Genomic DNA, 16,129 nt, shown 5'->3' on the forward strand with positions numbered 1-16,129 from the left:
CTGCCCATTTCCACGCAAGTTGAATTAATTGTGTTCGGTAACGGTATGTTCGCCTTCCGTGAATATGCCTATGAGGACGGCTGGGTAAGCGGGCTTTGTTCAGGAGTAGCAAAATGAATATTGCAGCACGTCTTTCACTGGCAGCCATGATCGCTCTGGCGGCAACACCATCCCTCGCGTCGGAAGATATGACGTCGGAGACGAGCGAAGCGATATTCGGTTTTGGCGGCGCCATGACGAAAGAAGACATGCTGAAAAGTGCAGCCCTCTTTCCGGTGGAATATGAGCGCAACGCCATTCTGGGCGGCGGCTACCAGTTTTATCCCTACCATATCGGCAACGTGAAACTCGGCGGCGAAATCGGCGCCGCTGCCAGATTTGGCAAGGGCTTTACGGGTGAAGTCTGGGTGGGTTCGGTTGCGCGTTACGAGCAGATCAGGCTCGGAGAGCGGCTGTTCATCACGCCAAGCTTTACCGCCGGCCTCAGCCTTGTCACGGATGCGCAGCGGGGCCGCGAGCGCGAACAGGAAATCAAGGACGACGGCAATGCCAATGTCCTGTTTTATCTGGGGCCGGAAATCAACGTGTCCTTCAGCGAGGATTCCTCGACGGAATTCTTCTGGCGTCTTCACCACCGTTCCGGCGGTGGCAAAACATTGGGCAATATGAAAGGCGCCACAAACGCCAACGTCTTCGGCGTCCGCTACAAGTTCTGAGCGGCAGGGATGGTCCCACGCCCGGTGAACTGTCTGAATTTCAGTCACGTTTCTTTTTCGCCGCAAACCGTCATGGGGAACCCGTGCATGCAGTGCATGGGTGGATTGCCTTATTCTGCCTGTTAATGCGTCACCGAAAAGCGCATATAGAGGACATCAAAGGACGCCGGGACGAAAACGTTACTGACGTCACCTAAACCTCAGAAAGGGTAATGTCATGAACGTAGCACGCAGCTTCAACAATTGGCGCAAATATCGTCAGACCATCAACGAACTCGGCCGTATGAGCAGCCGTGAACTGCACGATCTCGGTATCGATCGCAGCCAGATCACCAGCGTCGCCCGCGCCGCCGTCGGTAAGTAATCATAACGATATTGCCGCTATTGAATGCCCAAACGCCCGCTTTGCGGGCGTTTTTGTTTTGGGGGCCTCTCCTCCGTCATCCTCGGGCTTGACCCGAGGATCCATTGCTTTCCACGGGTCAGGATCCTCGGGTCAAGCCCGAGGATGACGTTGAGTATGTGCAAAGCGATGTCATTCCACGCCTGAGGACGACTGAAGCGAACCAATCGCCAGGAATTTTCGACGATGAATATTGCCATGCACAAAACGCATGTCTGCGCTGCAACCTTGTGCCTGTCAAACGCGCAGAAAAATGGTATCTTCAAATCATCGAAACGGATGTACCTCCTCCCACATCCTTTCGGTAATGCGGGCGATCCTACTCCTCCTCCCAAAGGATTGCCTCGGGGACAGCGGTTTTCCTCCTCCCATATCGCTGTTCATCTTTTCAAAAAGCCTGCCGCACCTCCTCCCGCGGCAGGCTTTTTTGTTTTCGGAAACTTCCCTTTATTTTCAGGATTATCTCAGTCGAAAGCCATCATGCCGATGGGCGTTACGGCATGGGTGCCTGCGCGTCTGGCAAGGGCATAAGCAAGGCACTGCTCCACGGCATCCTGCGGCACGGGCTTGGCGATCACGCCGGCGCCTATGCCGAGATTGACGACGACTTCGGGGTTCGCCGTCATGAAGATCACCACCACGCCATGGTCTTCGGAAAGCCGCCGCCCGATCTCCGGGCCGGTCTGTCCGTCGGCAAGATTGACGTCGACGAAGGCGATATCGGCGCGGCTGCCAAGCGCCACGGCCTCTTCCAGCCGGTTGGCGATGCCGATGACATCAGCATCTTCTTCCGCCTGCAAAATGGAATCCTCTATATCCATGGCGATGAGGAATTCGTCTTCCACGATCAACACACGCGGCTGTTCCGTGCGGAAACCCGGTTCGTTCTGCAAGACGTCTGCCAACATATGCCTGTCTCCATTCTGTGTGCTTCAGAGCACCGGACCGAAAAGTGCAGCGCGGTTTTCGGGCCTTCGATGCGTCAACTATGCCTGGAGCGGGAAGGGCCGGTTCCGTTTTATCTCCCGCCGCTCCAGCGCGGTCGGCAAGCAAACACTTGTCGGCGTAACTCGTTCCAAAGTGAGATAAACATAGTGAATGGAGTGTAAACGGCGCGCCTTTTCGGCTATCACCTCTAGGAAGCGAAGCAGTTGATTCGGTTCGGTTTTCATCCGGGGAAGGGGTCGGAGAACGTCGCCGTGGAGCATCTTTCGCCCCCTGGAACGCCGGTCTTTCGCCATTATGGGGCGATAGGCCTGCATGAAAATTCAAAGCGTTACAGCCTCTTTCCCGCTCGGGGAGGAAGCGCTGGGACCTTGCCGATCATTCGCGTGCCGCGGTCAAAAAACGGCGCGGGACCCTATGAGTTTAGAAAGAGAATAAGACGATGACCCAGTCTCCGCGCGCCACCATTGCCCGCAACACGCCCAATATCGCCGTCGTCGGCGTCGGTGGCGGTGGCGGCAACGCGATCAACAACATGATTGCCGAGGGCATCGGCGGCGTTGATTTCATCGCCGCCAATACGGATGCTCAGGCGCTGAAGAAAACCGATGCGCCGCGTCTCGTGCAGCTCAGCTCCGAACTGACCGGCGGGCTTGGAGCGGGCGCTGATCCGGAGGTCGGCCGGCAGGCGGCGATCGATTCCCTCGACGAGATCATGGATCACCTGAGCGGTTACGACATGTGTTTCATCACCGCGGGCATGGGCGGCGGCACCGGCACGGGTGCTGCCCCCGTCATCGCCGAAGCCTGCCGGGCGAAAAATATCCTGACCGTCGGTGTCGTCACGCTTCCCTTCAGCTTCGAGGGCGCGCGCCGCATGCGGGCTGCGGAATATGGCTTTGCCAACCTGCTCAACACGGCCGATACCGTCATCGTCATTCCCAACCAGAACCTGCTGCGCATCGCCGATGCCGGCACCACCTTCGAGAATGCGCTGAAGACGGCCGACAAGGTCCTGTCGCTTGGCGTGCGCTGCATCACCGATCTCATCCTGCGCGAAGGCCTCGTCAATCTCGATTTCGCCGACGTGCGCTATGTCATGAAGAATGGCGGCCGGGCGCTGATGGGCACGGCGCAGGCCAAGGGTCCGAAACGCGCCTCGGAAGCGGCGGCCGCAGCCATCGCGAATCCGCTGCTCGGCGAACCCTCGCTGAAGGAGGCGCGTGGCGCGCTGGTATCCATCTCGGGCGGCAACGATCTGACGCTTTATGAAATCGACGAGGCGATGACGCTGGTGCGCGAAGCTGTGAGCGAAGAGACCGACGTGGTTATGGGCGCTTCCTTCGACCCCACGCTTGATGGTGCCTTCAAGATTTCCGTCGTGGCCACCGGCCTGCGCAACTAACGTCTTGTTAGAGGGGCGGCATTGCTGGGCGTTTCTTCTCCCCGCCGGGGAGAAGGGACAAGCCGCGTATTCTTGGCTCCCTAGAGAAATCGTCTTTCCTTAAGCGGGGTAATAACGCCCACGCCACAAACCGAACGATTAAAAGCCGTCGCGGGCAATTTTCGCGACGGCTTTTTGTTGTTTTTGAACAATTATTCCGCCATTCGAAGAGGCGACGGCGCTGCGCGGCGTTGATTGCGAAAAAATATAATAGTACTCTTTATGTCGACAAGAGGGATTTGATGATGACGGATATAATTGCTTCTGCCGAGCGCAAGCGCGGCTCCGGCGTGAAGATGGTCTATGATCTGCTGCGCGACGAGATTCTCGATCTGGTTCTGCCGCCGGGCAGTCCCATCGACGAGGTGCAGCTTGCCGAGCGGTTCAAGATGTCACGCACGCCCATCCGCGAGGCACTGGTGCGGCTTTCGGGCGAGGGGCTGATCGATACGCTGCCGAACCGCTCCACCATGGTGTCGAATATCGATTTCCTCAACATGCATACCTATTTCGATGCGCTTGTGTTGATGTACCGGGTAACGACCCAGCTTGCCGCGCAATATCACCGTCCGGAAGATCTGGCCGGAATCCGCGCCCACAACGCGGAATTCGCCATTGCGGTCGAGGAGCAGGATGCGCTGGCGATGATTTCCACCAATGCCGCCCTTCACCTTTCCATCGCCGAAGCCGGGCGCAACCCCTATTTCACCAGCCTGTTCAAGCGGCTTTTGGATGAGGGACGGCGCATCCTCAGGCTTTATTACCAGTCCTATGATGATCGTCTGCCCAAGCGTTTCGTCGATGATCATGAAGAGATGATCGCGGCGATTGCCGCTCGCGATATCGCTCTTTCCGAAAGGCTGGCGCGGGAGCACGCCGAACAGATCGTGCGGCAGGTGCAGAAACTGCTGGTGCGAAACGAGCGGCTGGAAATAAATCTGTAGCTTGTCGATTTCTTGTCGACAAATAAAATACAAGATAGTAATGTCCCTGTCGAAAGGGTGGCGCGGACGTGCGTCCATTCCCGAAAAACATGTCCCTTAGGAGCTAGTAATGACGGCCAGCATTTTTTCCGGCGTGATTCCCGCCTTGATGACCCCCTGCAAGGATGATCGCACCCCTGATTTCGATGCGCTTGTTCGCAAGGGCAAGGAACTGATCGCCGATGGCATGTCGGCCGTGGTTTATTGCGGTTCCATGGGCGACTGGCCGCTCCTGACGGATGAGCAGCGCATGGAAGGCGTGGAGCGCCTGGTGAAGGCTGGCATTCCGGTCATCGTCGGCACCGGCGCGGTCAACACGGCGTCTGCCGTTGCCCATGCTGCCCACGCCCAGAAGGTTGGCGCCAAGGGTCTGATGGTTATTCCGCGCGTCCTGTCGCGCGGTTCGGTCATCTCTGCCCAGAAGGCGCATTTCAAGGCCATCCTCGCGGCGGCTCCTGAAATCCCGGCCGTCATCTACAACAGCCCCTATTATGGCTTCGCCACCCGTGCCGATCTCTTCTTCGCGCTACGCGCCGAGCACAAGAACCTCGTCGGCTTCAAGGAATTCGGGGGCCCGGCGGATATGCGTTACGCTGCTGAAAACATCACCAGCCGTGATGACGACGTCACTCTTATGATCGGCGTCGATACCGCCGTTTTCCACGGCTTCGTCAATTGCGGTGCAACCGGCGCCATCACCGGCATCGGCAACGTGCTGCCGAAGGAAGTCATTCACCTCTGCAAGCTGTCGCAGGCCGCCGCCAAGGGTGATGCGGATGCCCGCGCCCGTGCGCTGGAACTGGAACAGGCGCTCGCCGTTCTCTCGTCCTTCGATGAAGGCCCGGATCTGGTTCTCTATTTCAAGCACATGATGGTGCTGAAGGGCGACAAGGAATACACGCTGCACTTCAACGAAACCGATGCCCTGACGGACAGCCAGCGCGGTTATGTCGAAGCGCAGTTCAAGCTGTTCAACAGCTGGTATGCCGACTGGAGCAAGCTTCCGGGTGCCGTGCAGGCCTGCAAGGCTGCCTAAGCAGCCGCTGATGTGAAAACAAAAGGCCCGCAAATGCGGGCCTTTTTTGCATGTCAGGAGGTTTGATGTCTCCCCTCCGTCATGCTGGACTTGACCCGGCATCCAGCCACGGCGCGTCTGCGCCGTGAGGAATGAGTCTTTCGTGATCAAAGACTTGATCGCATTGGACCCCGGATCAGGTCCGGGGTGACGGGGCGGGGGATGCTGTGCAGTTGCAAAAAAACGCTGAGTGACTTTGTCATTGCGAGAAGGCCCGCGTTCGCGAGCCTTCTTGTTTCCGCTTTGCGGTCAGGAGACCGCGTCCAGTCCCTTCTCCAGCAGTTGGTCGAGCCCGGCCACTTCTGCAGCGGTCAGCGTAATACCTTCATTTTCCGATTTGGCACGGGCGGCAAAACGGCGGCCGGAGGGCAGGCGGGCGCCCTGGCCGATGATGGCGTCAAACAGCACTTCCGCGCGCTGGAAGGGGTCTCCCGGCCGCCCCTTGGCAAAGGCCTCCGGGGAAAAGGCGACGATCAGTTCCCCATGGAAGGGCGCAAGCGTGGTGGTGCCGAGATAGTCCAGCACTTCGGGACTGGTGAGGTCGCCGATCATGATGCCGGCGAGAAGCTCGATCATGGTGCCGATGGCAGAACCCTTGTGGCCGCCAAAGGGCAGCATGGCGCCGGCAAGGGCCGCCTCCGGGTCCGTCGTCGGATTGCCGTCTGCATCGACCGCCCAGCCTTCGGGTAAAGGTTTTCCCGCGCGCCGGTGCAGTTCTATCTCGCCGCGGGCGGCAACGGATGTCGCGAAATCAAAGACGTAAGGCGAGGTGTCCTTGCGCGGCCAGCCGAAAGCGAAGGGGTTGGTGCCGAGCAGCGGTTTGGTTCCTCCCGTCGGCGCGACGGTGGAATAGCTCGGGCACATCACCAGTCCGGCCAGCCCGTTCGAGGTCAGTCCCTCCACCTCGGGCCAGAGCGCCGAAAAATGGGTGCAGTCATTGATGACGAGTGCGGCGACGCCCAAACGTTCCGCGCGTTCCACCAGAACCGGCAGGCCAAGCTCGAAGGCAGGATTGGCGAAGCCGCCATTGGCATTGACCTTCACGATCGCCGTACCGTCCTCCTCGGCCACATCAGGTGTGGCATCGGGCTTCACCTTGCCGGCCTTGACGGTGCGCAATGCGCCTTCAATGCGGTAAATGCCATGGGACTTGCAGGCGTCGCGCTCACCGGCGGTGATGACGCGCGCCAGCGCTCCCGACTGCACGGCATTTAAGCCAGCCCTGCGGAAAATCGCCTCCACCCGTTGAAATAGTTCGTCGATGGTCAAGGTGGTGGTGTCGCTCATCATAATCCTCCGATATCGGCTCGCACATTTTGAATACATAAAGTATACAATGGCTGGGGTAATGCAACGTGTCTTTTCGGTGCGGCTGTGTCAGAGCGGGAATCCACTTTATCGGACACAAAGATTCCTTAGGCCCTCATTCCTGTGCTTGTCACAGGAATCCAGCAGACGCGCGTCTGCGCGTCGGAAAGACTCTATTTAGCCCAAAGACTTGGGCTGGCTGGATCCCTGTGCCAAGCACAGGGATGAGGGGCCTTTGATGTTTCCGCTCACCTTGTCGGCTCCTCGCGCCAGCTTTCGAAACTAATCCATTGAACCTCATCAGTTCGCACGTGCACAAAATTCTTTTTGTATACTCATTGTATTTTTATGTTGATTTATCGCTTTCTTGGGGAAATAGTGACCTCGCCTTCAAGGGCAGACCAATTCTGGGAGCAAATCAAGAATGAAAAAATCGGTCATTTTCGCCGGCCTGCTGGCCGCCACTTCCGCTATCACCCCGGCCAAGGCCGACAAGCTTGACGACATTATTTCGTCCGGCACGCTGCGTTGCGCCGTTGTGCTCGACTTCCCGCCGATGGGCGCGCGTGATGACGCCAACAATCCGATCGGCTTTGACGTCGATTATTGCAACGATCTCGCCAAGGCGCTTGGCGTCACGGCTGAAATCGTCGAAACGCCGTTTCCCGAGCGTATTCCGGCGCTGATGTCCGGCCGCGTCGACGTTGGCGTTGCGTCCACCTCCGATACGCTGGAGCGTGCCAAGACAGTCGGCATGACCGTGCCTTACTTCGCCTTCGAAATGGCCGTTACCGCCAACGACAAGTCGGGCATCAAGTCGTTCGAAGACATGAAGGGCAAGACCGTTGGCGCAACCGCCGGCACGTTCGAAGCCATCGCGCTCGAAAAGTCGGTCAAGGAATGGGGCACCGGTGAATTCCGCCCGTACCAGACGCAGGCAGACGTGTTCCTCGCACTCAGCCAGGGCCAGATCGACGCCACCGTTTCCACCTCGACGGTTGCCCAGTCCAACGTGAAGGGCGGCAAGTTCGCCGGCATCTCCGTGGTCGGCAAGGCGCCTTACGACATCGACTATGTCGCGCTCTTCACCAACCGCGATGAATACGGCCTCATCAACTACCTGAACCTCTTCATCAACCAGCAGGTTCGCACCGGCCGTTACGCCGAACTCTATGAAAAATGGGTTGGCGGCGAAGTTCCTTCGCTCACCGTCAACGGCGTTTATCGCTGATCAGGACTTTTCGTAAACGGCGCGGTCGAAATGATCGCGCCGTTGATCGTTTCTGAAAAGGCGGGACACTTAATGTTCAACTATACATTCCACTGGAATCAGGCGCTGAAGGCTCTGCCGCAGCTTCTGGACGGTGCGGTGGTGACGCTGCAGATCGCCATTCTGTCGATGGTGATCGGTCTGACCTTCGCCATCGCGCTGACGCTGTTCCGGCTCTCCGGCAACCGTATCCTTGGCGCTTTCGCCTCCGTCTGGGTGGAAGTCGCCCGCAACACGCCGGCGCTGTTCCAGATTTACATGGCCCATTTCGGCCTTGGCAATTTCGGCATTCATCTGAGCCCCTATACGGCGCTTCTGGTCGGTATCGCCTTCAACAATGCCGGTTATCTCGCGGAGAATTTCCGTGGCGCGCTGAAAGCCATTCCCGATACGCAGACCCGTTCCGGCCGTTCGCTCGGCATGACGTCGATGCAGACCTTCCGTCTGATCATCATGCCGCAGATGCTGCGCGTCGCGTTTCTGCCTGCCACCAACCAGATGGTCTGGGCAATCCTCATGACCTCGCTCGGTGTCACCGTCGGCATGAATACGGATCTCGCCGGCGTCACACAGGCCTTGAACGCCCGTTCGTTCCGCACCTTTGAATTCTTCGCGCTCGCCGCGGTCATCTATTACGTGATCGCCAAGATCGTCACGCTTGCCGCCCGATTACTGGCCGCGCGTCTGTTCCGTTATTGAGAGAGGTGAGCCATGTTTGAAACCGCTCTCACCTGGAGTGATCTCGCCTTCCTGGCCAAGGGTGCCGGCATGACGCTTGCCGTCACCGCCGTCGCCGTCACGGCAGGCACCATCATGGGGATCATCTTCGGCATCATCCGCTTCCAGTTCGGCCCCTATTGGTCGCTGCCGCTGACCTTCATTCTGGATATTTTCCGTTCCGTGCCGCTGCTTATCCAGCTGGTGCTCGGCAATGCCTTCCAGTCGATCGCCAAGCTCGGCTGGCCGCCATTCACCACCTCCTGCGTGGTGCTGTCGCTTTATACGGCGGCCTATTGCACAGAGATCGTGCGCGGCGGCATCGGTGCGGTGCCGTCGAATACGCGGCGTGCCTGCCGGTCGCTCGGCATGACGTGGTCGCAGGACATGCGCTACATCGTGCTGCCGCTTGCCACCCGCGTGTCGCTGCCCTCCTGGATCGGCTTGACGCTCGGCGTCATGAAGGATTCGGCGCTGGTGCTGTGGCTCGGCCTCATCGAGCTTCTGCGCGCCTCGCAGATCCTCGTCACCCGCCTGCAGGAACCGCTGACCATCCTGATGATCTGCGGCGCCATCTACTTCCTTATCAGCTTCCCCATCGCCCGTTTCGGCGGGTATCTCGAAAGACGGTGGTCCCCCAATGATTGAGATCGAAAACGTCCGCAAATCCTTCGGCCCGCTGGAGGTTCTGAAAGGGATCAACCTTACCGTCAACAAGGGCGAGGTCGTCACCATCATCGGCGGCTCCGGTTCCGGCAAGTCGACGCTGCTCACCTGCATCAACGGCCTCGAGCCGATCGACAGCGGCAAGATCGTCATCGACGGCACCGAGGTGCACGCCAAGTCGACCGACCTCAACAAGCTGCGCCGCAAGGTTGGCATCGTCTTCCAGCAATGGAACGCCTTTCCGCATCTGACCGTGCTTGAAAACGTCATGCTGGCGCCGCGCAAGGTGCTCGGTATTTCCAAGGCGAAGGCTGAGGAAATCGCGGTCAAGCAATTGACCCATGTCGGCCTTGCCGAAAAGCTGAAGGTCTATCCGAACCGCATGTCCGGCGGCCAGCAGCAGCGTATGGCGATTGCCCGCGCGCTTGCCATGTCGCCGGAATATATGCTGTTCGACGAGGTCACCTCTGCGCTTGACCCGATGCTGGTGGGCGAGGTGCTCGATACGCTGAAGATGCTGGCGGATGAAGGCATGACGATGATCTGCGTCACCCACGAAATGGCCTTCGCCCGCGATGTCTCGAACCGCGTCGCCTTCTTCCATCAGGGCGTGATGGCGGAAATCGGCACACCGGACCAGCTGTTCGGCGCGCCGCAGCATGCTGAAACCCAGAAGTTCCTGGCGAGCGTGCGGTAATGCCTGCACATGATGTCATCGTCATTGGGGCCGGCGTCGTCGGCCTCTCGGCGGCAATCGCGGCGCAGGGCCGCGGTCTTTCGGTCACGGTCATCGACCGTGAGGGACCAGCAGCGGGCGCTTCAGCCGGCAATGCCGGCGCCTTTGCCTTCACCGATATCCTGCCACTTGCATCGCCCGGCATTCTCTGGAAAGCGCCGAAATGGCTGCTCGATCCGCTCGGTCCACTCAGCGTGCCGCCCTCCTATGCGCTGAAGATCGCGCCGTGGATGTTCCGGTTCTGGCGGGCCTGTGCGGCATCGAAGGTGGAACATTCCACCGCCGCCCAGACGGCGCTGATGGATCTGTCGAAGGTCGAGCTGGAGCCATTCCTGAAAAAGACCGAGACAACAGCCATGCTGCGCAAAGAGGGCAACCTCCAGGTCTATGAAAGCGATGCGGAGTTCGAAAGTTCGCTTCCCGGCTGGAAGGCGCGTGAGCGCCACGGTATCGAGTTCCGGCATCTCAATGCCGAACAGATGGCCGAGATACAGCCCGGCATCGCGTCGCGTTTCACCTGCGGCACGTTCACGCCGGGATGGTATTCCATCGCCGACCCGAAGCTCTACACGCTGGCGCTGGCCGAACATTTCCGCGCCATAGGCGGGCGCATCGAACGCCTCGATATCGCGTCGCTCAGGCCGCTTGAAGATGGTGTCGAGGTGGTGAGCCATGACGGTCGTACCCGCAAGGCCGCCAAGGTGGTGCTGGCTGCGGGCGCCTTTTCGCATCGCATCGCCCGTTCACTCGGGGAAAAAATTCCGCTGGAAACGGAACGGGGGTATAATACCACATTGCCGTCCGGGGCTTTCGATCTGCGCACGCAGGTGACCTTCGGCGGTCATGGTTTCGTCGTCACGCGGCTTTCTTCCGGCATCCGCGTCGGCGGTGCGGTCGAGCTGGGCGGGCTTGAGCTTCCGGCCAATTTCGCCCGTTCCGAGGCGCTTCTGGCCAAGGCGAAAACTTTCTTGCCGGGCCTGAAAACCGAGGGCGGCAAGCAATGGATGGGTTTTCGCCCGTCGCTGCCGGACAGCCTGCCGGCCATCGGCGAAGCGCGGCACACGGCACGGGTGGTTTATGCTTTCGGCCACGGGCATCTGGGGCTGACGCAATCGGCGGGCACGGCCCGCATCGTCGCCGATCTTCTGACGGGGCAAAAACCCGCCATCGATACAAGGGCATTTTCGCCGCAACGTTTCTGACGGAGATTTCCAATGTCTTCTGCCGTTTCGACAACAGCCGTTCCTGAAGCCCGCAGCATCCTGGCCGGTGCGGCCGAAGGCCCCGTGATCGCCACGACAGAAGCGTTGAGTTTCTGGGGTGGTGTCGATCCCGCCACCGGCAGGGTGATCGATGTGCATCACCCGCTGCACGGCATCTGTCTCACCGGCGGCGTGCTGTTCATGCCGACCAGCCGCGGCTCGTGCACGGGGTCGGGCGTGTTGCTCGATCTCATCCTCACCGGCCGCGCGCCGTCCGCACTGGTTTTCTGCGAGGCGGAAGATGTGCTGACGCTGGGCGCACTTGTGGCGGCGGAAATGTTCGACAGGGCGCTGCCGGTCATCCGCCTCGACGCCGAAAATTTCGCCCGCTTTTCCCGGGCCGCCCATGTCCGCATTGATGGAAACAGCATCGAGGCCGATGGCCTGTCGCTTGCCATCGCGACTCCGGCGATTGCCCATCTCGACCTTGAGGATGAGGACCGGGCGATGCTCGAGGGTCGGGATGGCATCGCCGTGCGCCAGGCCATGCGCATCATCGTCGCCATGGCGGCCCAGCAGGGGGCGTCTGCGCTCATCGATATCACGCAGGGTCACATTGACGGCTGTATCTATGCCAGCCCCGCCAACCTCACCTTCGCGGAAAAGATGGCTGATATGGGCGGCAGGGTGCGGGTGCCGACGACCATGAACGCCATTTCGGTGGACAAGGCGCACTGGCGGGCGCAGGGCGTGCCTGATGATTTCGGCGATCCGGCCGCGAGACTGGCGGATGCCTATGTGCGCATGGGCTGTCGACCCACTTTCACCTGTTCGCCTTACCTGCTCGACAGCGCGCCGAGTGCCGGCGAATCGATCGCCTGGGCCGAATCGAACGCGGTGATCTTCGCCAATACGGTGCTCGGCGCACGCACTGCCAAACATCCTGACTTTCTCGATCTCTGCATTGCACTGACGGGCAGGGCGCCATTGTCAGGCGTTTATCTCGAAGAAAACCGTCGTCCGCAGCGTATTGTCGACGTGGCTTTGCCTGAGGGCATCAACGACGCCTTCTGGCCGCTCGTCGGTTATCTCGCCGGTAAGGCAGCGCCGGATTGTATTCCGCTGCTGCGCGGCCTCGGCTCTGCAAAGCCGTCTCGGGATGATTTGAAGGCGCTCTGCGCTGCTTTTGGCACCACCTCCGCAGCACCCATGCTGCATATCGAGGGTGTAACGCCGGAAGCCGGGTTGACCCCGATTGACACGGCTGACACCGTCACCATCTCGCTTGCCGATATGGCCGCCGGCTGGTCGCTTCTCAACGAAGGACCGGAAGAGGTGCAGCTTGTCGCCATCGGCAGTCCGCATGCCTCGCTGGAGGAGTGCCACGCTCTTGCGGCTGAATTTGCCGGCCGCAGGCGCCATGCGGATGTCGCCGTCATCGTCACTGCCGGTCAGCAGGTCATCGATGCGGCCGGGCAGGACGGCACGCTGCAAAGCCTGCATGGCAGCGGCGTGCAGGTGCTGCCTGATCTCTGCTGGTGCTCCATTTCCGAGCCGGTCTTCCCAACGAAGACCCGCGCCCTGATGACCAATTCCGGCAAATACGCCCATTACGGGCCCGGCCTCAGCGGCCGCGCGGTGCGCTTCGGCAGCCTTGCCGATTGCGTTGAAAGCGCGCTGACCGGCCGAGCTGATTCCCGTCTTCCCGCCTGGCTTTCCTAGAGCGCGTTCAGACGCGCTCTCGATCTTTCGTTTTCCGCATTTTCCGGACGTAAAACCGCTACGCACTTTTACTGGAAATGCTCTTGAGGAGAATTCAATGCGCAGTATCAAGACCGTTCACGTCATCTCCGCCCATGCGGAAGGCGAGGTGGGGGATGTGATCGTCGGCGGCGTAAAGCCGCCACCGGGTGAGACGATCTGGGAACAGAGCCGTTTCATCGCCCGCGATGAGACCCTGCGCAATTTTGTGCTCAACGAGCCGCGCGGCGGCGTGTTCCGCCACGTCAACCTGCTGGTGCCGCCGAAACATCCTGACGCGGACGCCGCCTTCATCATCATGGAGCCGGAAGACACGCCGCCCATGTCCGGCTCCAACTCCATCTGCGTCTCCACCGTGCTTCTGGATGGCGGCATCGTGCCGATGCAGGAACCGGAAACCCATATGCTTCTGGAAGCCCCCGGCGGGCTGGTAAAAGTGCGTGCCGAATGCCGCAACGGCAAGGCCGAACGCATTTTCGTGCAGAACCTCCCGAGCTTTGCCGCGAAACTCGATGCCGAACTCGAGGTTGAGGGCCTCGGTATGCTGAAGGTGGATACCGCTTATGGCGGCGACAGCTTCGTTATCGTCGATGCCGAGGCTATGGGTTTCAGACTGAAGCCGGAAGAGGCGCATGACATTGCCCGCCTCGGCGTGCGCATCACCAATGCCGCCAACAAGGCTTTGGGCTTCGACCATCCCGAAAACCCGGACTGGCGGCATTTTTCATTCTGCCTGTTCGCGGGCAAGGTGGAGCGCACGGCGGAGGGTCTGCGGGCAGGGGCGGCAGTCGCCATCCAGCCGGGCAAGGTCGATCGTTCGCCGACCGGCACGGCGCTTTCGGCCCGCATGGCGGTGCTGCATGCGCGCGGCGAAATGAAGGAAGGCGAAACGCTGACGGCGGTGTCGCTGATCGGTTCCACCTTCACCGGCCGTATTCTTGGGACCACCAAGGTCGGCGACCGTCCGGCCATCCTGCCGGAAATCTCCGGCCGCGGCTGGATTACCGGCATCCACCAGCACATGCTTGATCCCTCTGATCCATGGCCGGAGGGGTATCGGCTGACGGATACCTGGGGCGCGCGGTAAGGGCGATACACCGCGCTTCCCTCATCCCTGTGCTTGTCACAGGGATCCAGTCAGCCCAAGTCCTTGGGCTGAAAAATCCCTTTCGCCGCGCAGACGCACGTCGGCTGGGTTCCTGTGACAAGCACAGGAGTGAGGGAAGAGAGTGGATTAGCCGCCCGCCCGCTTCGTCGTCTCCCGCACGATCAGCTCGAACCCGACATCCACCCGTGCACCCTCGGGAATGGCAGCGTCCTTTTCTGCCTCCAATATCGAAAGCAGCAATTCGCCCGCCTTGCGGCCGATCATCTGGGCGTCGACCCTGATCGTAGAAATCGCCGGATAACATTGCCTGCCGATATCGAAATCGCCAAAACCGAGGATGGAAATGCGTTCGGGCACATGAATGCCGCGGCGATGACATTCCATCAGTGCGCCGACGGCGGAAATATCCGAGACGGCGAAGATGGCCTCGACATCCGGGGCCTTGGCCAGCAGCGAGCCGAGCGTCTTTGCCCCGTGGTCATAGGAGACCGGCGCACTGCCTTCGCGGATGATAAGGTCGTCGGCAATGCCGGCTTCGCGCAGCGCCGCGCCAAAACCGAGAAGGCGGGTTTCGCCGCGCCAGTCCTTCACGTCGCCATCGGCTCTTGAGCCGAGCGCGCCGATTCTTTTAAATCCAAGTGATATCAGATGTTTGGCGGCGGTTCTTCCCACTTCGTAATTGGAAAAACCGACAGCATGATCGATCGGATGTTCGGGAACGTCCCAGATTTCCACGATGGGGATACCGGCGCGCATCAAGACTTCGCTTGCCATCTTGGTATGCACCGTGCCGGCGACGACAATGGCGTCGGGGCGGCGCTCCATCATGGTGCGGATGACGCGCTCTTCCTCCTGCAGATCGTACATGGTGTAACCGATCAGCAACTGGTAGTCGGCCGCGCGCAGCGCATTGGCGAGCCCTTGAGCGCTATCGGCGAAGTTGGAGTTGGTGAGCGTCGGCAGGATGGCGGTGATGAAATTGGTACGGCGGGAGGAAAGCGATCCGGCGATTCGATCCGGCACATAACCGAGCTTCTCGATGGCCTTCATCACCTTCTGGCGTGTCTCTTCAGACACCAGCGCAGGATCGGCCAGCACCCGCGAAACGGTCATCTTGGAGACGCCCGCAAGTTTCGAGACGTCGCTCATGGTAGCTTTTTTTGACGTGACTAACGCTGCGGCCAAGGGCGTGCGCTCCACCAAAGCATGTCTCCCTAAATTCGAACCGGTTCAGGACAAGACATACACGAAGATATCAAGGGAAAGCACGCCGCATGATTGCATATCGGTGCGGCGTGCACCGGATTTATGCGACGCGGCTATAGACCAGATGGTAAAAGCGGCCGTCGCACATGCTCATCATCTCATCCGTCAGCACACGGCCTTCCAGCCGCACGGGAGAAACCAGTGCTTCTTCCACCGCCTCCATCGACGGATAGTCGATTTCCTGCACCATGATGATCGAGGCCGCATCCGGGTCGGTGCGCTCGGTGCGCATCACCCGCACGGCCTGCGCGTTCGGCATGCGCTTCCAGACCGGCAGCAATTTCTCCTCCACGATACGGAAAAACTCCTCCTCCCGACCGGGGTGAATCCTGCCTTCGAAAATTGCCGAGCGTGTGTACATGTTTCCTCCCGAATGAATGCCGACCGAAACAGTTCTGTAGATCGGACTTGCAATGATACCGATAACATGCATTATTAGTCCTGCCAAGAACGTGAAGCGGTGTCGAGCAGAGGAAAATCGATAACCAGCCGAACTTGTTGAATTTCATAGGGAATTCATCTGGTTTTG

Annotated in this window: 16 protein-coding genes; 12 read left to right on the forward strand and 4 right to left on the reverse strand. The window is 59.9% G+C overall.

The window, feature by feature from the left end:
* Positions 1–113: 113 nt before the first annotated feature.
* Both V6S97_RS19020 and V6S97_RS19025 read left to right on the forward strand, forming a co-directional pair.
* Positions 114–716 (forward strand): hypothetical protein, encoded by a 603-nt coding sequence (locus V6S97_RS19020; RefSeq protein ID WP_162686251.1) that lies wholly within the window; start codon positions 114–116, stop codon positions 714–716.
* A 217-nt stretch (positions 717–933) separates the two neighbouring features.
* Positions 934–1,080, forward strand: a complete 147-nt coding sequence (locus V6S97_RS19025) for a DUF1127 domain-containing protein (protein WP_003505647.1) — start codon at positions 934–936, stop codon at positions 1,078–1,080.
* Between the two features lie 503 nt (positions 1,081–1,583).
* Here V6S97_RS19025 and V6S97_RS19030 read toward each other — a convergent pair.
* Complete coding sequence (locus V6S97_RS19030; protein WP_334427636.1) at positions 1,584–2,027, reverse strand: response regulator; 444 nt, start codon at positions 2,025–2,027, stop codon at positions 1,584–1,586.
* A gap of 479 nt (positions 2,028–2,506) precedes the next feature.
* Between V6S97_RS19030 and ftsZ the strand changes: the two genes are divergently transcribed.
* The 3 genes from ftsZ (at position 2,507) to V6S97_RS19045 (ending at position 5,527) form a co-directional block, all read left to right on the forward strand.
* Positions 2,507–3,469: a cell division protein FtsZ gene (gene ftsZ / locus V6S97_RS19035; RefSeq protein ID WP_020810894.1), complete on the forward strand. Its 963-nt coding sequence runs from the start codon at positions 2,507–2,509 to the stop codon at positions 3,467–3,469.
* Between the two features lie 284 nt (positions 3,470–3,753).
* On the forward strand, positions 3,754–4,452 hold the full coding sequence (locus V6S97_RS19040) for a GntR family transcriptional regulator (protein ID WP_003505651.1): 699 nt from the start codon (positions 3,754–3,756) through the stop codon (positions 4,450–4,452).
* A 109-nt stretch (positions 4,453–4,561) separates the two neighbouring features.
* Positions 4,562–5,527 (forward strand): dihydrodipicolinate synthase family protein, encoded by a 966-nt coding sequence (locus tag V6S97_RS19045; RefSeq protein ID WP_003505652.1) that lies wholly within the window; start codon positions 4,562–4,564, stop codon positions 5,525–5,527.
* 288 nt (positions 5,528–5,815) lie between these two features.
* Here the strand turns inward: V6S97_RS19045 and V6S97_RS19050 are convergent, their stop codons facing one another.
* A complete protein-coding gene (locus V6S97_RS19050; protein WP_020810895.1) occupies positions 5,816–6,853 on the reverse strand; it encodes an Ldh family oxidoreductase in 1,038 nt (345 codons plus the stop codon).
* 445 nt (positions 6,854–7,298) lie between these two features.
* On the opposite strand from V6S97_RS19050, the gene V6S97_RS19055 reads away from it, so the two are divergent.
* The 7 genes from V6S97_RS19055 to V6S97_RS19085 all read left to right on the forward strand — a co-directional run bounded on the left by V6S97_RS19055 (position 7,299) and on the right by V6S97_RS19085 (position 14,313).
* Positions 7,299–8,105, forward strand: a complete 807-nt coding sequence (locus tag V6S97_RS19055; protein ID WP_020810896.1) for an ABC transporter substrate-binding protein — start codon at positions 7,299–7,301, stop codon at positions 8,103–8,105.
* Between the two features lie 72 nt (positions 8,106–8,177).
* Positions 8,178–8,843, forward strand: coding sequence for an amino acid ABC transporter permease (locus V6S97_RS19060; protein ID WP_080864430.1), 666 nt, complete (start codon positions 8,178–8,180; stop codon positions 8,841–8,843).
* 12 nt (positions 8,844–8,855) lie between these two features.
* A complete protein-coding gene (locus tag V6S97_RS19065; RefSeq protein ID WP_003505657.1) occupies positions 8,856–9,509 on the forward strand; it encodes an amino acid ABC transporter permease in 654 nt (217 codons plus the stop codon).
* Entirely contained in the window at positions 9,502–10,224 is a 723-nt protein-coding gene (locus tag V6S97_RS19070; protein ID WP_112356913.1) for an amino acid ABC transporter ATP-binding protein, read from the forward strand. Before V6S97_RS19065 ends, V6S97_RS19070 begins: the two co-directional genes overlap by 8 nt.
* Positions 10,224–11,465, forward strand: a complete 1,242-nt coding sequence (locus V6S97_RS19075; protein ID WP_020810898.1) for an NAD(P)/FAD-dependent oxidoreductase — start codon at positions 10,224–10,226, stop codon at positions 11,463–11,465. Before V6S97_RS19070 ends, V6S97_RS19075 begins: the two co-directional genes overlap by 1 nt.
* Before the next feature lie 12 nt (positions 11,466–11,477).
* Positions 11,478–13,187 (forward strand): cis-3-hydroxy-L-proline dehydratase, encoded by a 1,710-nt coding sequence (gene lhpI / locus V6S97_RS19080; protein WP_334427637.1) that lies wholly within the window; start codon positions 11,478–11,480, stop codon positions 13,185–13,187.
* Positions 13,188–13,284: 97 nt separating this feature from the next.
* On the forward strand, positions 13,285–14,313 hold the full coding sequence (locus V6S97_RS19085) for a trans-3-hydroxy-L-proline dehydratase (RefSeq protein ID WP_080864429.1): 1,029 nt from the start codon (positions 13,285–13,287) through the stop codon (positions 14,311–14,313).
* A gap of 147 nt (positions 14,314–14,460) precedes the next feature.
* Here V6S97_RS19085 and V6S97_RS19090 read toward each other — a convergent pair whose 3' ends face one another.
* Together V6S97_RS19090 and V6S97_RS19095 are read right to left on the reverse strand one after the other, a co-directional pair.
* A complete protein-coding gene (locus tag V6S97_RS19090; RefSeq protein ID WP_031234012.1) occupies positions 14,461–15,483 on the reverse strand; it encodes a LacI family DNA-binding transcriptional regulator in 1,023 nt (340 codons plus the stop codon).
* Positions 15,484–15,640: 157 nt separating this feature from the next.
* Entirely contained in the window at positions 15,641–15,961 is a 321-nt protein-coding gene (locus V6S97_RS19095; RefSeq protein ID WP_003505663.1) for a hypothetical protein, read from the reverse strand.
* Positions 15,962–16,129: the final 168 nt, after the last annotated feature.

The sequence above is a fragment of the Agrobacterium sp. CCNWLW155 genome, assembly GCF_036888815.1.
GTDB classification, from domain to species: Bacteria; Pseudomonadota; Alphaproteobacteria; order Rhizobiales; family Rhizobiaceae; genus Agrobacterium; species Agrobacterium radiobacter.

Bases quoted from the DNA above. Each gene is read 5' to 3' on its own strand.
- V6S97_RS19030 (WP_334427636.1), bottom strand. From the start codon at position 2,027: ATGTTGGCAGACGTCTTGCAGAACGAACCGGGTTTCCGCACGGAACAG.
- V6S97_RS19090 (WP_031234012.1), bottom strand. From the start codon at position 15,483: ATGAGCGACGTCTCGAAACTTGCGGGCGTCTCCAAGATGACCGTTTCG.
- V6S97_RS19050 (WP_020810895.1), bottom strand. From the start codon at position 6,853: ATGAGCGACACCACCACCTTGACCATCGACGAACTATTTCAACGGGTG.
- V6S97_RS19095 (WP_003505663.1), bottom strand. From the start codon at position 15,961: ATGTACACACGCTCGGCAATTTTCGAAGGCAGGATTCACCCCGGTCGG.
- V6S97_RS19085 (WP_080864429.1), top strand. From the start codon at position 13,285: ATGCGCAGTATCAAGACCGTTCACGTCATCTCCGCCCATGCGGAAGGC.
- V6S97_RS19075 (WP_020810898.1), top strand. From the start codon at position 10,224: ATGCCTGCACATGATGTCATCGTCATTGGGGCCGGCGTCGTCGGCCTC.
- V6S97_RS19040 (WP_003505651.1), top strand. From the start codon at position 3,754: ATGACGGATATAATTGCTTCTGCCGAGCGCAAGCGCGGCTCCGGCGTG.
- V6S97_RS19025 (WP_003505647.1), top strand. From the start codon at position 934: ATGAACGTAGCACGCAGCTTCAACAATTGGCGCAAATATCGTCAGACC.
- V6S97_RS19070 (WP_112356913.1), top strand. From the start codon at position 9,502: ATGATTGAGATCGAAAACGTCCGCAAATCCTTCGGCCCGCTGGAGGTT.
- V6S97_RS19045 (WP_003505652.1), top strand. From the start codon at position 4,562: ATGACGGCCAGCATTTTTTCCGGCGTGATTCCCGCCTTGATGACCCCC.
- lhpI (WP_334427637.1), top strand. From the start codon at position 11,478: ATGTCTTCTGCCGTTTCGACAACAGCCGTTCCTGAAGCCCGCAGCATC.
- V6S97_RS19065 (WP_003505657.1), top strand. From the start codon at position 8,856: ATGTTTGAAACCGCTCTCACCTGGAGTGATCTCGCCTTCCTGGCCAAG.
- V6S97_RS19055 (WP_020810896.1), top strand. From the start codon at position 7,299: ATGAAAAAATCGGTCATTTTCGCCGGCCTGCTGGCCGCCACTTCCGCT.
- V6S97_RS19060 (WP_080864430.1), top strand. From the start codon at position 8,178: ATGTTCAACTATACATTCCACTGGAATCAGGCGCTGAAGGCTCTGCCG.
- ftsZ (WP_020810894.1), top strand. From the start codon at position 2,507: ATGACCCAGTCTCCGCGCGCCACCATTGCCCGCAACACGCCCAATATC.
- V6S97_RS19020 (WP_162686251.1), top strand. From the start codon at position 114: ATGAATATTGCAGCACGTCTTTCACTGGCAGCCATGATCGCTCTGGCG.